Below are 14,933 nucleotides of genomic sequence, written 5' to 3' on the forward strand. Positions count from 1 at the left end.
AAAGTTTTCCTGCCCAAAGAGTGCTTCCTGCCGGTGACACCGATAAGTGGCCGGATGATCGAACTGGTGGTTGAACTGGAGAATTAGAAGAAGCGGTATTCTTGGTTGTTGACTACAAAACCGTGGTGAGATGCCGTATCCCAGCATGACATCATGCCTAACTGAGGGGCGCATGCAATCGCGCCGCCGTCAAGAAGAATCGTGCTACCAATTTCAGCCTCATCAAGAGCAGAACCCATTGCCCCTAAATCCCCTTCGACACAAGCCAAATCGGGGGTCCCAGCGTTCATTGTGATAGCGCCACTGCGGCCCTGACCGCACGCTTTAGCCCATTGCGCATGGTTGACGGCGCACAGCAGGGTGTGGGACTCATCTACCATGCACGTTGATTCGGCTTGAGAAGCCCTGATGCCAAAATCAGCCGTTGGGGCATCCTCGGGGATCACAAACATCTCATCAGTGGGCATGGGGAGATTGCCCTCCGTGGGGCGGCCCGTTGCTTCAGTGGGGGCAGAAGCCTGGGGGGTGGCCGTTTCTGAAGGAGGTGGGCTGAGGGTGGAGGAATCACTACTTGATGAACATCCACCTAAAGCGATCAGGGCGACAACGGTAACAAGCCAGGGGCGAGAGGAAGACAAAGCGCGCATGGCACTAGTGTCACATGACCTCCGTGGGGTTACGGTTGAGACATGGAGCAAGAAGTATCGTCGTCTCGGCCACAACCTGACCCGCGTTTTACCCAAGCGGGCCAGGATTCTCCTGGCGTTGCCCAAGTAATGACCAGCATGATGGCTGTGGGCGGAGTGCTTCGTGCCAGCATGATTCATAGTTCTCCGCTCCTTTTGGCCGGGTGGCTCTTGGGCTGCCTGTTAGTGGTTTTTATGCCGGCCATTGGTATTGGCCGCCTTGGTGCTCCTGTCATGGACCCCCACACTGGTCAAGCTGTGGGAGCCCTGTCACCCACCGGAGGAATTCTCACCTGGTATGGAGGCGTGATTGTTCTGACCGCCGCCTTGTGCAGTTGGATGCTTTACCGCAGTGTTCTTGCTGCCTCCATGCGTCCGGTTATGACGCTGGTCTCGCGGGGAGCAATGGGCGAAAAGCCCCGGATGTTTCTTCCCCTCGTGGTGGCAGATTTTGCCGCATTGAGTATTACTGCCGGCCTCCTGATTGCTGGCCTTCTTCGCGCACTCCTATGGCATTCAGTGACTTGGAGCATCCTGGGGGTGGGAATGGTCCTGGTTGCTTTCACTGCCTTCATCGTGGCGTTAATCGGCTGGCTTCTTGACAAAAAAGCCTCCTCTTCTGACGATGCCGCACAAGTCGATTTGTGGTCAGGTCTCACCCTGGCGCAGGGGTGTGAAGCGCTCGAACATCTTTACGCGCGCCAAGCCGGTTCTGAGCTCAAAGATTTTTACGCCTCACTCAATAGTGATGGCACCGAGCCTCTCCATGAGATGAGCGCCAAAGACCGCTCGTATGTGATTGACGCATGGACCGCTTGGGCAATTGAGCGAGATAACAGAGGTCGCTAACTCTGCGACAGTCGGGAAATGAGCCGATATCGCAACCGACTGGTGTTATTTATGCCTGTCTTGACGAGTTCTCCACAGTAGGCGGATTGTCTTCGGTAGTGGGGACGTTCCACACGGGTACGTATGTGATGAGAAGGGTGCTCCTAGGCTCCTATCCATGACTTCGCCGCTGATTCACTCCTCCTCACAATCACTGGATTGGGCTATCACCTCCATGCCCACTGAAGTGCCGACTTCGTGGGTGGGCCTTGCCTCACGAGCCTGTCAGGCAATCCTTGATGAGGTGGTTGCGTCACTGGCTACTGCTCAGGTAAACGCTGAGAAGGCCGTTGATGCGTGTCTTCTCCTGGACGCTTCAAGTTGGTAACACTCATGGCTACGCGTAGCGATCATGACTACCTGGAGGCGTCGGATCGCCCCACAAGCGCAAACTCTTCTCCTCTGGTGGGACCGGCTCAGGAGTATGCCAAAGCGTCAGATTCTCATGCTGCCTCTGGTGGTTTTTTCCCTCACCCACATACCTGGAGCATGAACTTTTCTCATTCAGCACAGGGAACGTTTTCATCGACGCATGATGCCCCGGCAATCTTCGTTAACGGTGGCTCCACAGCGGTTAATACCGATGACATTGACGCACTTATCACCGAGCTGAACACGGTCTCTGACTACCTCAGTGACGCAATAGCTAGTGCGGAAAGTACGCGGGGCAAGGTGACTGCTGCGTTACCGCCACCTTATGAACTCTTTTCTGAGCCGTTCCTCGTCAGTGGATATTCCGCTCTCGCAGTCACCGATCTTGGCGTGGGTGCCGACACTGAAATACCCGCCACGTGGCGCGATACGCAGACGCAGTGTCTCATCGACCCCTTCGCGTTGGAGGAGCAGTTCATCCAAGCTCAGCACGGCGCACTTGATGCGCTGGACACCTACATCGATGGACCAGAAGGACTTCACTCTCTCCGCGACACAATCGAGTCACTCATCAGTGACTTACGAGTATGCGTAGATATCTATACCCAGGCAGACGTTCAGGCATCGCCCACACTCCCACCCCTCAATGGGCCATGGGCACTCGCGGACCAACAACGAGTCGGACCGCTCATTCCGATACTTACTCAGATTGTTGGTTTAGGTGAGGCGCTGCTGTTGAGTCCCTTTCTCGCAATTGGGGGAGTCGGAGCATTTTTTGGAGGAGACCCCGCCAATTTGCCATTGGTATCTGATGGCGGACAGTTCCTTCTGACCGCTATGGAGGATCCGATCCTTTCTCAGTGGCTGACTGGTGACAGCCTCGCTCTCTTCCTCACGCTTCCCTGGGTGATGCGAGCACGCAGCGGACAAAGTTCCTACGCAGTTCAGCAGTATTTCACCCACCTTGCCCACCGTATGGACCCGCAAGTCAGTTCGGCACTGGGAGAAACCGTGCGTCAAGGAAGCAAGGAAGTGCCCACAGCAACGCTGAGCCCCATGCAGCGACTGGCCTACTACGTGGCAGGTGTAGCCCAACGAAGTGGAGAACAGTTCTACGGGCCAACCACTGGCATCGTTGTGTCGCCTCGAGGGAGTAATACTACGAGCGTTTTACCACCGGCATCACGGGACCCATTCGCCCTCGCAACATCCCTGTCAACTACTCCCGAGGCATTCCGACCTCTTCCCACACCACCACGCACTATTGCTCAAACCATCGCTCATAGTGATGAACTCCAACACTCCCGCCCCACCATGGACGAAGGAAGCAAACATCAGTCGCACGACGGGAGCATCTCTATCATCAAAACCACACACTCGGACGGAACACGTACATGGATGGTCATCGTTCCAGGCACACGCGACTGGTCCATGGGGGGCGAAGACCTTCAAGACCTCCTCACGAACCTGCAAGGAGTAGCCGGTCAACCCACAGATATGGAATCTAGTGTTGTCGCTGCCATGACCATGGCAGGAATTCAACCCGGAGAACCCGTAGGTTTCTACGGCCACTCTCAAGGAGCTATCACGGTCAGCAATATTGCTGCTGACACGGCTGTCCGTGAGCGCTTCACCATGACCAGCGTCTTAACAGCCGGTGGCCCCACTGCTGGCGCAGCACTTCCCTCAGAGACCTACGCACTTCATATCGAAAATGCCGATGATGCCGTGCCAGCTCTTGACGCTCAGGCCACGCCTACATCACCGTCACGAATCGTGGTCACCATCGACTCACACACCACGAACAGGGGATACCCACACATGTCTAGCGTCTACGCGACAGTCACCGAAGGAATTGAACAGGCCGGAGAACCGGCCATCGATGACTGGTCACAGCGCTTCCAGTATCTCACCGGTGCAGGAGATGAAGGAGCGGTCAGTGAGGAGATGATTATTGACTGCCGCCGCGAAATCGGTGGATGAGGGGCAACTGTCAGAAACCTCAGTGGTGTTTCGATCTCTTAGCCAGTGAGTGTCTTAGCCACTGACAAGAACGAGAAGAACAAGCAGGCTTAAGGCCACTTCACTGAACCCAATCATCCTCGGGCGAATGACCGGGCGATGATCACGAAGACGTACAGCCTGCATGAGGGGCAGTGCCACAGCACGCAGCGCAACCACCGTGAACACCACGGCGCACCACCACGATACCCACGACATTCCCGCAGCAATCCACACAGCGCAGGCGACTAAGACATGGAAAATGCTTGACCCCACCATCAGTGGACGATCACCACGGCCACGAATCATTGATTTTACATACGGGACAGTGCCTACGAAATACGCCGTCACAAGCGCCGTGACTAGCCACACCCACGCCCATCCATGAAGACTCTCGGCGTTATTAGCAGTAGTCGAAGCAGAAGGATGGAGGAAACCCCACGGACTAGCCAAGGACCACGCAGAAGCGTTGTGACGAAGCGAAATACTGTAGAAGACTGCAGTCATTGCGCTCGCGGCCAAGGTGGTACTGACCCCGGATAGTAATGAGCGTTCACGCCCCCTCCATTGCTGCCACCCGGCAATGGTAATTAAGGGAAGAAAAACAGGAGCCCACGTCAGCAACGTCGGAATACTGATCAGCGTAATGAGACCAACGAAGACCGTGAATGAGGAGTAAGCCGCTAAGGGAATAAAAGCCAGGGCTTTACGGCGAGGGGAACGGGTCCTGGCCCATACGCCCCACGCCCAGAAACTCAAATACCCCATCCACCACGCAATGAAAGTGGGAATATATGCCCAAGTCCACCCACCAAGAATCATGCCAATAACCGGGGGAATGAGAAGCATTCCCCAGGCACCATGCTGCTTCGGTAACCACAGCGAAGAACGCTGAGAAGTTCGGCCCCTGCTTGCAGAACGTGTCGGTTTCGATGAGGAAATCCGGTGTGACGCATCATCCGACGTGTGCTGATTAGTGGAAGTTGATCGCGTAGATGAACTAGCAGATCGCGCCTGGCGAGCAGGACTCGTGGGCTCTTGATGCGAAGAGAAGCGTGATGAGGAAGACGGGTAAGACTGACTCACGCCCCTCAGCCTAAAGGCTCAGGGGCGTGAGTGGATGTGACGGAATGTCAGATGAAGGGCGTGAGAGCGTCAGGCTCCTAGTGCGGTAGCAACAACGTCCTTTGCTTCTTCCTGAACGCGGGCTAGGTGCTCATCTCCTAGGAAGGATTCGGCGTAAATCTTGTACACATCTTCAGTACCGGAGGGACGCGCGGCGAACCAAGAATTCGCTGTGGTGACCTTCAAACCGCCGATGGGCTGATCGTTACCAGGGGCGCGAACCAGGCGTTCCTGAATCTCTTCACCAGCCAACTCTGTTGCCTTGATATCTGAAGGACTCAAAGCTGCCAACTTGGCCTTCTCTTCTTTTGTGGCTGGGGCATCGATGCGAGCGTAACTTGAGGCACCAAAACGCTCAACCTGATCCATGTGTAGTGCCCAAGGAGACTTGCCAGTCACGGCGATGATTTCGCTGGCTAACAAGCACAAGATGATGCCATCTTTATCGGTAGTCCATACAGTGCCGTCCTTACGCAGGAAGGATGCTCCAGCACTTTCTTCACCACCAAAGCCCACGGAACCATCGAGTAGTCCAGGAACGAAGTGCTTGAATCCCACAGGGACTTCCATGAGGCTACGACCTAGGGACTTCACCACGCGGTCGATGAGACTGGATGAGACCAAGGTCTTGCCCACGGCGCAGTGTGCGCCCCACCCGGGACGATGAGTAAATAGGTACTCGATAGCCACAGCGAGGAAGTGATTGGGGTTCATGAGACCACCATCAGGGGTGACAATGCCGTGACGATCTGAATCGGCGTCGTTGCCAGTAGCCACATCGTAGGGAGTGGTGCCGTCTTCACCAGGAGTCATGAGGTTACGCAGGGAGGCCATGGCGTTGGGGGAGGAACAGTCCATCCGGATCTTGCCGTCCCAGTCTAAAGTCATGAAGGGCCATGCGGGATCAACGGTGGGGTTAACAACGGTCAGATCCAGGCCGTAACGCTCGGCGATAGCTGCCCAGTAATCTACGGCAGCACCCCCCAGCGGATCAGCGCCGATGCGCACGCCAGCATCGCGAATGGCTTCCATGTCAATGACAGATTCGAGATCAGAGACATAGGTGTTTAGATAGTCATGCTTGATGACATAGGGGCCGTCAAGGGCATCAGCGATGGGGACGCGAGGAACGTCCTTCCATCCATTAGCCAGCAGTTCATTGGCGCGGTTAGCGATCCATGAGGTGGCATCGGATCCGGCAGGACCGCCGGTGGGTGGGTTGTACTTGAAGCCACCATCACGCGGAGGATTGTGTGAAGGGGTGACCACAATGCCGTCAGCAAGGCCGGGCCCAGAAGTCCGAACACCGGCTTTAGTGCCGGCCCCGTTGGCCTTGAGGATAGAGTGGGAAACAGCCGGGGTAGGGGTGTAAGAGCCGCGGGCGTCGATTGCTGTCATAACACCGGCGCCGGAGAGTACTTCAATGGCAGTGCGCCATGCTGGTTCGCTTAGTGCGTGAGTGTCACGGCCCAAGTAGATGGTGCCATCTGTTCCTTGGCTGCGGCGGTATTCGATGATGGCGGCAGTGGTAGCAACGATGTGTGCTTCGTTGAATGCCGTGTCGAGAGAAGAGCCGCGGTGACCGGAGGTGCCGAATACGACTTTCTGGGCGGGAATGGAGGGATTGGGAACGCGAGTGTAGTACGCGTTGACTACTTCATCGACGTCGATCAGGTCTTCGGGAAGGGCCACTTGGCCAGCGCGTGGATGCATGCCTTAACTAAACCACCGTTACGTGACTCACACCCGTTTTATCTCACTCAAAAGCATAATATATCTCAAATATTGAGATTTGATGCTGGGGGCATTCCGATTCTCAACGCTACCTTTCGTTTCATACCCCCTTGTTGTCCATGGTGGTCTTATGTCACTGCCGGATGAAAAATAAAAGTTGAGGGGAGATAAGGAAAAGGAGGGGTCGTGCCACGGGGTTCATAGACCATATGGCGTCGGCACGGCACAATAAACACCAAGTAGCAACGCTTCCGCGTGTCACTCAACTTAACGAGAAAGAACCCCTATGAGCACCCCTCAGGCCATCGTCACCCCACAAGCTCCCGCGGCCATCGGCCCTTACTCCCAGGCAGTCAGTCTTGGTAATGACTCAGGCAGCCTCGTTTTCGTCTCTGGTCAGATTCCCCTGGACCCTGAAGACGGAGAAATCGTTTCTGACGATATCGCCAAGCAAGCAGATCGTTGCCTGACCTCCATTGCTCACATCTTGAGTGAAGCGGGACTGAGGATGGAAAACATTGTTAAGACCACCGTTCTCCTCGCTGACATTAACGACTTCGCTGCAGTTAACGAGGTTTACGCACGCCATATCACCGGCCCTGTCATGCCCGCACGTGCAGCATTCGCTGTTGCCGCACTGCCCAAGGGAGTAGGTGTAGAGATCGAAGCTATCGCCGTGCGTCCCTGATTCATCAACCACATCACCACCGATCCCGACTGTTTACTCCCAGGTCCCTGCGCGAGCATGAAAAAGCGTCGGGTAACCTGGGGGGTATGTCGAAGAAGAAGCGCGCGGCACGTCAGGCCGCCTTTGAAGCACGCCAAGCCGCCAAAGCCTCCAAGAAGGCTGAGATCCCCTTCGTGTCTCGTCCTTTTGAGGGTATCCCTGGCGAAGAAGATCTTGTCGCCATGATGCAGGTGATCCCCGCAGCTACAGCAACCGTCACCCTTACCAAGGAATACGGCGGCGGCCAGGCCCAGATCGTCACCATGCTCCCTGATCTTGCTCAGGGCATGAAGCATTCCGACGGCTCTCTCCTCGTAGCCCTCCAGACCACCATGCATTCTGGCGATGCCTCCCGTGATGTGGCTGCAGCACTGCTGGCCACCATGGAGCTTGAACCTGGTCAGGCACTGGCTCTTGATGGCTTGCCCGAACCTGGTCCCCGCCTCCAGGACATCCTTGATCTGTCCAAGGCTCCTGAAGTTAGCGTCCGCGAAACTTTCGATTTTTGGCTCGATCCCGAACAGGCTGATGATCCTCAGGCTCTCGAAGCATTGGAAAATGCTAAGGAAGAAATCGTCGCCACTGTTCCCGTTGAGGGAGTCGAGCACGCTTACTGGTGTCGCATGGGGGGCAAGGAATTCGTCCGCTGGTCACGCGGCGAAGATGAAGATGACTTCTTCAGTGCGCTGGCACGCGTTCACGCAGCCGGTGAATCAGATCTTGAACCCGGCGCACGCTTCATCGGTGCTTTCCGTGCCTGTGGTTTGGCCATCCCTGTGTGGCAACTTAACCCTGGCACTGAGGCTGGAGAATTGACCAAACCCATGACAGAAATGGCTAAGCGTCTGAGCGTGGCGCTGGCCGTTAAGGAACCCCTGACTAGTGCCGAACGTGGCGCTAAGGCCGGAATCATTTCTCGCCAGGTCAACCTGCGTTCCTAACGCACCCCCACTCACCTTTAGATGGATTGGAGAACAGTTGGGCGGCGTCGAAAAAACGCCGGAAGGTGAGTCACTCTTTCACTGCCGCGTGGGCGGGAGCAGAATAAGGCTATGCGTGATCTTAGCCAGCCTGCTCCCGTCCACACCGCTATCCAAGACTTTATGGCCCAAGAACTGGTCCAACGCCAGCATGCTGCACCTTCAGCGACACGCCTAGAAGAAAGCCGCGGAGCAGGTGTAGCACTACGTGAAGAACTGGATGACATTGTCGACTCCCTAGCCCCCGTTATCGTCGGCCTCTCTCACGCCATTCATGGATACGCTGAAGTGGGTTGGGAAGAACACCAATCCTGTGCAGAAGTGGCCCGCGTTCTGCGCGACCACGGAATCGAACCCACCGTCGGCGTCTTCGACAGCCCCACAGCCCTTCGCGCGCACATCGGCACCGGTGATGACAGCCAGCCGACCATTGCCATCCTTTGCGAATATGACGCCCTCCCTGTCATCGGCCACGGCTGCGGACACAACGTCATGTGCGCTAACTCCGTCGGTGCCTTCCTGGCCCTCGCTGAACTGGAAAAGCGTCACCCTGGACTCCTGCCTGGACGTGTCGTTCTGCAAACAACCCCAGCCGAAGAATGTTCCACTGCCAAAGAAATTCTTACGCAGCGAGGCATGCTTGAGGGGATCGACGCTGCTATTCAGACCCACTCTTATAACCATGATCTGACTCATCAGACCTGGCTTGGCGTACGTCGTATGCGCTTCGTATTCACTGGCGTTCCTGCACACGCCTCCTCTCAGCCCTTCATGGGGCGTAATGCTCTCGACGCCGCGAGCCTGGCTTTGCAAGGAATTGGTTTGCTGCGTCAGCAGTTGCGTCCCATGGATCGTGTTCACGCCATCATTACTGATGGTGGCACCGTCCCCAATATCATCCCTGAGCACACCGAACTTAAGGCCATGATCCGCTCGAAATACCCCGAAACCTTGCGTGACGTGGTGGCTCGAGTGGAAGATGTTTTCCGTGGCGCAGCTCTCATGACTGGAACTGGGCTAGAAATCATTCCTGATGGCCCCGTCAATGACATGCCCGTGCGGGATAACGGACCACTTTTGGAATCCTGGACCCGCGCCCAAGCCGCCCGTGGACGGGACCCACTGCCCGAAGGCGTGGTGAGCGAAACCATTGCCGCGGGAACAGACTTTGGAAACGTCTCCCTGCGCGTGCCCGGAATCCACCCCCTCATCAAGGTGGCAGACGGTGACGTCGCCCTCCACACCCGCGAAATGACAGAAGCTGCCGGCGGCCCCGGTGGAGACGCTGCAGCAGTGGACGGCGCCTACGGACTGGGCTGCGTGGCACTGGATTACCTCATGGATCCGGCTTACCGAGAAAACGTCCACGCGGACTTCGAGGCTTCCGGTGGCGTGATGGATGTGGCACACTTCTGGGACAAGCAGTAGTTGCCAAGCAATGAGGCCTGGCAACGAGACTTTAAGGAGTTGCCATGCCGCAGCCGCTTTCTCCCGCATCGCCCACACCTGAGGATGCACTCCCCGTGGTGGACTCTCTGTGCTTACCAGACGATGACACCCTCGAAGCCGCTCCTCGCCACCAGGACGTGGTGCCCGCACCCGTGAACGACCTGCGCAAACAAGCGCTCTCAGGCCGAGCGCTCAAAGCAGCAGTGCGCCCAGTGCACGCTCCTGAACCACTGGGACCATTGGCAGAAACCCCCATCATGGGTTGGAACTCCTGGAACCAAGTCCGCTGCTACGACCTGGACGAAAACATCGTCCGACAAGCAGCACACTCCATCGTGGACCGTGGCCTGGCAGCAGTGGGCTACACCTACATTGTGGTGGACGACTGTTGGCAAGGCGGCCGTGATGACGAGGGCACGCTCTTCACTCACCCCGAGCGCTTCCCCTCCGGCATCCCCGCACTGTCCCAAGAAGTGCATGACCTGGGCCTGAACTTTGGTATCTACGGCTCCCCCGGGTCGCTGACCTGCGCTAATTCGTACGACGATTACCCCATCACCTCACTCGGCTCCCTGGGACATGAGGAACATGACGCGCAAACCTTCGCCGACTGGGGCGTGGACTTCCTCAAATACGACTGGTGCCTTGCGGATAAAACTGATGGCTTGAGCCGCCCTGAAGCCTTCGCGGTCATGCGCAACGCGCTCGCGGCCACGGACCGCCCGATGGTCTATGCCATCAGTGAGTACGGCGATACTCAGCCATGGACCTGGGCCACTCCCATTGCCCACCAATGGCGCACCACCCATGACATTGAACCCACCTGGGAATCCATTCAGCGCATCATCGCATCCCAGGAGTACCTCACCGATTACTCTCAGCCTGGCGCATGGAATGACCCTGACATGCTCCAGATCGGCAATGGTGAATTGACGATTGAGGAGAACCGCACCCACTTCGCCATGTGGTGCATGCTTGCGGCACCCCTGTTCTTGGGGACGAATGTGGCCGAACTGGATCAAGAGGTCGTTGACGTGGTGGCTAACCCCCGTCTAATCGCCATCGATCAAGACCGTTTGGGATTCCAGGCTGAACGCGTCCGCGACACTTGGGTCGATTCCCTCCCCGAGGGAGTTCAGGTCTGGCAGCGCCCTCTCCTCGACGGTGACGTTGCCATTGCGGTGATGAATACGTCCGACGATGACGTGTCCATCGATCCGCGTAGCCCCTGGTACCCCAAGGGCAAGACCGGCATCGACGCCTGGACTGGCCAGGAGTTCGCCCCGGGTTCCCAGCCACTGGAACTGCGTGCCCACGACACAGCCGTCGTGGTCTTCTCCCTCAGTGACGACTGACGCGAATTACTGCTTCGTCTCGGGGTCTTCTGAGACAAAGTCCTGCCAGTGGTGAGCCCAATAATCAATGGCCAGCGTGGCACCACCGCGCGCCCACTCAGTAAACGAGAACTGTTTGAGGTGGACGGGAACGCGTGACGCAGTCCAGTGGCGTGCGCGTTCCACTTCCTCATTGAATTCGTGGCGGAAATGCTCAACAATTCCCACGTTTTCCCCGCTAATGACCACCATGGCCGGGTCCAGGAATGCGGCCAGTGAACCCACGATGGTGCCGGTAGCACGGGAAGCGTCGGTGAGGATCTGAGAAGCAAGGTGAGTTGACTGTGAATCTCGGGACTCGGCGTCGTGAATGATGCGAAGAAGATCGTCAGTGCCCCACGCATGGCCAAGAAGTTGCTCCGAGCGCTGGCGAATCCCCGCCTCGGAGGCCACCGCGCGGGCGCACCCGCGGTGCCCGCTTTCACATTCGGGGCCGTCAGCAAGGACAGGCAAGTGGCCGACGCTGCCGGCGCCGCCGTGAGACCCGGACAGGACTGTTCCGTTGATGGCAATGCCACACCCGATGCCGGCACCCAACGTGAGCAGAGCGAATGGAGAGGCGTCTTTACCGATACCGCTCCAGGCTTCAGCCAAGGTGAAGGCGCGAACGTCATTGGCAATCAGCGTGGGGATCGAGGTTCGTTCGGTAAGGATGTGTCCGAGAGGGACGTTTTCCCACCCCAAGAACGGGGCCACGCGAACGATCGAGGTACCCACCACGGCAGCACCGAGGGTCACGCCAATGGCTAAGGGGCGAATGCCGTCAACGAGAGCTCCACGCGTGGCAAGTTGTTCGATAACTGTTGCCACGCCGTCGATCGAACGGTCAATGAGGGGGAGTGACTGGGAGGTGAGGATGTGCCCGCGAGCGTCCGTGGCTACGGCGAAGGCTTCGTCGCCGGTGAGTTTGACCCCGAGGAACAAGGCGTAGTCGGGGTTGATGTCCACGAGTGTGACGGGACGGCCGCGGGAGCCGGAGGGGGAGGGGGAGTCGGATTCGTCCAGGAGGCCGTGGTCGATGAGAGGGCGGGTGGCGCGCGTCAATGTCGCGGCGGACAGGTCGAATTCCTGAGCAAGGTTTTTCCTACTGGTCGCGCCGTGAGAGACCAGATAGGCCAGCACTGCTGAACTCGGTGGGGCGGGGGATGGCATGGTTGGGGTCTTTCTGTGGTCAATGCTGACCGTGACACTTTTGTGACATTTGAAGTAATGCAGGGCAGAGTGTTACCTAGGTAATATTTTCTTGCTGCAAATAATAAAACATGTTCTCAACGAGGAGAGCATCGTTTCGAGCAGTAAACGAAAAACGCACCATTCATTGACAAGGACCGTCATGATTCGCCATTTCTTACACGCTGGCACCAGCTTAGTGGTTGATCTGCGCGAAGATCGCTTCCCCGTTGTCCACCACTGGGGCCAATCACTAGGACACATCAGCGACGAGCAACTCGTCCAAGTCGCCGAGGTCACCGCCTTCTCCCTCGGAGACGGCGGAACCGCATGGACAACCAATGACTTACCCATCATTCCCCTGGCACACCAAGGATGGTCCGCACGTCCCGGACTGGCTACCTGCCGCCTCGACTCCACCGCATTCTCACCCTGCTCCCAGCACGTTGACCATGAGGTGAGCGAAGAAAAAGGCGCCACCGTCATCACCTCCAGCGGCACGGACACAGTCCATCACCTGACCATCACCACCACCATCCGCCTCGAACCCAGCGGAATCATTCGAGTCAGCGGAACCATCACCAATACCTGTGGCGCAGACGCCGCAGCATCAGATGCGTCATCGACCTCCTGTGACACTGCCTCACCTGAGCATGAGTCACTGATGGTCCAAGAACTCACCTTCTTCTTCCCCCTGCCGGACTCGGCCACAGAAATCCTCGACCTCACCGGCCACCACCTCAGCGAACGCCGCATCCAACGTTGCGACTTCCCCGTAGGAACTCACCTGCGCGAATCCTGGGAAGGACGCCCCGGACATGATGCCACCACCTGGGTGATCGCCGGCGACCACGGATTTGGATGGCGTCGCGGCACCGTCCACGGCGTTCACCTGGCGTGGAGCGGAAACACACGCTCCATCGCCATGAACACTGCCGCCGGAAACAAACTCATAGGCGCAGGTGAACTGCTCATGCCCGGAGAAGTCGTTCTCAATCCCGGACAGACTTACACCAGCCCGTGGACTGTGTACTCCTGGGGCCACGGACTCGACGAACTGGCCGGACGCTCTCACACCTACATGCGCGCCCTGCCATCACATCGCGACAAGCCCCGCCCCGTTCTTCTCAACGTCTGGGAAGCGGTCTACTTCGACCACTCCCTGGACAAACTGCTCGACCTGGCTGAACTGGCGGCACAAGTCGGCATTGAACGCTACGTCCTGGATGATGGCTGGTTCGGCTCACGCCGTGATGACACCTCAGGACTAGGTGACTGGTTTGAATCACCAGACGTCTGGCCCACCTCACTGGCGCCACTGGCCACCCGAGTCCAAGAACTCGGCATGGAATTCGGCCTGTGGTTCGAGCCCGAAATGATCAACGTTGATTCTGATCTCGCTCGCCAGCACCCGGACTGGATCCTGGGTGATGGATTGGGTGGCGCCCCCGAACACCGCAACCAGCGCGTCCTGGACCTGTGCGCACCGGGAGCCTGGGACTACCTTTACAACGCCATCTCTACCCTGGTCGAAACCCACAACATCGCCTACATCAAGTGGGACCACAACTCCCCGCTCGTCTCCACCGGACACGAAGTGGCTGACCCCACCAGCGGCAGGAGCGGAGCAGCGGCAGTTCACGACCAAACCCTGGCTCTCTACCGACTCCTTGACGCACTCCACGAGCGCTTCCCCGAGTTGGAAATTGAGAGTTGCGCAGGCGGAGGCGGACGCATCGACTTGGGCATCATGGAGCGCACTCAACGCGTCTGGGCCTCTGACTGCATTGACGCCCACGACCGCCAAAACATCTACCGAGGAACCTCACTCCTCCTCGCCCCTGAATTCATTGGCACCCACGTTGCAGCCGGCCGCGCACACACCACCTTGCGTGACCTCGATGTGGACTTCCGCGCAGGAACAGCCATCTGGGGACACATGGGCGTGGAATGGGACCTCACCAAAGCCACGGCAACCGAACTCGATCGCCTGGCAGCCACCATCGCTTTGCACAAGGAACACCGCGACCTGCTCCACAGCGGAGTTACCGTGCACGCTGACCTTCCCGACGATGACGACCTCCGCATCGAAGGCGTGGTCTCCCAAGACGGCAGCCAAGCCCTCTACGAAATTGCCTGCCTAGGCCAACTCCTCGCGTGGCCCAGCGCCCCACGTCCCTTGCCAGGACTCGACCCAGAACGCATGTACCACATCGAGCTGGCCACAGACCCCTACCCCGAATTACGGAAAGCCCCCACCTGGATGACGTCCGAGGGGGCTGACCTTCCCGGCTCATGGCTAAGCACTGTAGGTATCGCTATGCCCATGCTCCATCCTGATCATCTTGTCCTTCTCAAGGTGACCGCTATTGATTCATCCGCTCATACTTCAGGGCGCCAGGAATAA

General features: G+C 57.7%; 12 protein-coding genes. 8 read left to right on the forward strand and 4 right to left on the reverse strand.

Annotation, left to right across the window (positions count from 1 at the left end):
• Positions 1-83: 83 nt before the first annotated feature.
• Positions 84-647, reverse strand: a complete 564-nt coding sequence (locus A9753_RS02905; RefSeq protein WP_067779873.1) for a hypothetical protein — start codon at positions 645-647, stop codon at positions 84-86.
• Between the two features lie 42 nt (positions 648-689).
• Between A9753_RS02905 and A9753_RS02910 the strand changes: the two genes are divergently transcribed.
• From A9753_RS02910 to A9753_RS02920, 3 genes are all read left to right on the forward strand, one after another.
• Positions 690-1,535, forward strand: coding sequence for a hypothetical protein (locus tag A9753_RS02910; protein ID WP_141673276.1), 846 nt, complete (start codon positions 690-692; stop codon positions 1,533-1,535).
• 157 nt (positions 1,536-1,692) lie between these two features.
• Positions 1,693-1,902: a hypothetical protein gene (locus A9753_RS02915; RefSeq protein ID WP_067779879.1), complete on the forward strand. Its 210-nt coding sequence runs from the start codon at positions 1,693-1,695 to the stop codon at positions 1,900-1,902.
• 5 nt (positions 1,903-1,907) lie between these two features.
• Complete coding sequence (locus tag A9753_RS02920; protein WP_067779882.1) at positions 1,908-3,929, forward strand: hypothetical protein; 2,022 nt, start codon at positions 1,908-1,910, stop codon at positions 3,927-3,929.
• Positions 3,930-3,983: 54 nt separating this feature from the next.
• Here A9753_RS02920 and A9753_RS02925 read toward each other — a convergent pair whose 3' ends face one another.
• A complete protein-coding gene (locus A9753_RS02925; RefSeq protein WP_067779885.1) occupies positions 3,984-5,033 on the reverse strand; it encodes a YwiC-like family protein in 1,050 nt (349 codons plus the stop codon).
• Positions 5,034-5,102: 69 nt separating this feature from the next.
• Positions 5,103-6,785 carry a phosphoglucomutase (alpha-D-glucose-1,6-bisphosphate-dependent) gene (pgm, locus tag A9753_RS02930; protein WP_067779888.1) on the reverse strand — a complete coding sequence of 561 codons (1,683 nt, stop codon included), beginning with the start codon at positions 6,783-6,785 and terminating at the stop codon, positions 5,103-5,105.
• 307 nt (positions 6,786-7,092) lie between these two features.
• Between pgm and A9753_RS02935 the strand changes: the two genes are divergently transcribed.
• The 4 genes from A9753_RS02935 to A9753_RS02950 all read left to right on the forward strand — a co-directional run bounded on the left by A9753_RS02935 (position 7,093) and on the right by A9753_RS02950 (position 11,317).
• Positions 7,093-7,494 (forward strand): Rid family detoxifying hydrolase, encoded by a 402-nt coding sequence (locus A9753_RS02935; RefSeq protein ID WP_067779891.1) that lies wholly within the window; start codon positions 7,093-7,095, stop codon positions 7,492-7,494.
• An 86-nt stretch (positions 7,495-7,580) separates the two neighbouring features.
• A complete protein-coding gene (locus A9753_RS02940; protein ID WP_067779894.1) occupies positions 7,581-8,474 on the forward strand; it encodes a DUF5926 family protein in 894 nt (297 codons plus the stop codon).
• 111 nt (positions 8,475-8,585) lie between these two features.
• Positions 8,586-9,941, forward strand: coding sequence for an amidohydrolase (locus A9753_RS02945; protein ID WP_067779897.1), 1,356 nt, complete (start codon positions 8,586-8,588; stop codon positions 9,939-9,941).
• A 44-nt stretch (positions 9,942-9,985) separates the two neighbouring features.
• Positions 9,986-11,317 carry a glycoside hydrolase family 27 protein gene (locus A9753_RS02950; protein WP_083090223.1) on the forward strand — a complete coding sequence of 444 codons (1,332 nt, stop codon included), beginning with the start codon at positions 9,986-9,988 and terminating at the stop codon, positions 11,315-11,317.
• Positions 11,318-11,323: 6 nt separating this feature from the next.
• Here the strand turns inward: A9753_RS02950 and A9753_RS02955 are convergent, their stop codons facing one another.
• Positions 11,324-12,508 carry an ROK family transcriptional regulator gene (locus A9753_RS02955; protein WP_067779900.1) on the reverse strand — a complete coding sequence of 395 codons (1,185 nt, stop codon included), beginning with the start codon at positions 12,506-12,508 and terminating at the stop codon, positions 11,324-11,326.
• 181 nt (positions 12,509-12,689) lie between these two features.
• On the opposite strand from A9753_RS02955, the gene A9753_RS02960 reads away from it, so the two are divergent.
• Positions 12,690-14,933: an alpha-galactosidase gene (locus A9753_RS02960; protein WP_067779903.1), complete on the forward strand. Its 2,244-nt coding sequence runs from the start codon at positions 12,690-12,692 to the stop codon at positions 14,931-14,933.

This window comes from Actinomyces vulturis (assembly GCF_001687305.1).
Classification (GTDB): Bacteria; Actinomycetota; Actinomycetes; order Actinomycetales; family Actinomycetaceae; genus Actinomyces; species Actinomyces vulturis.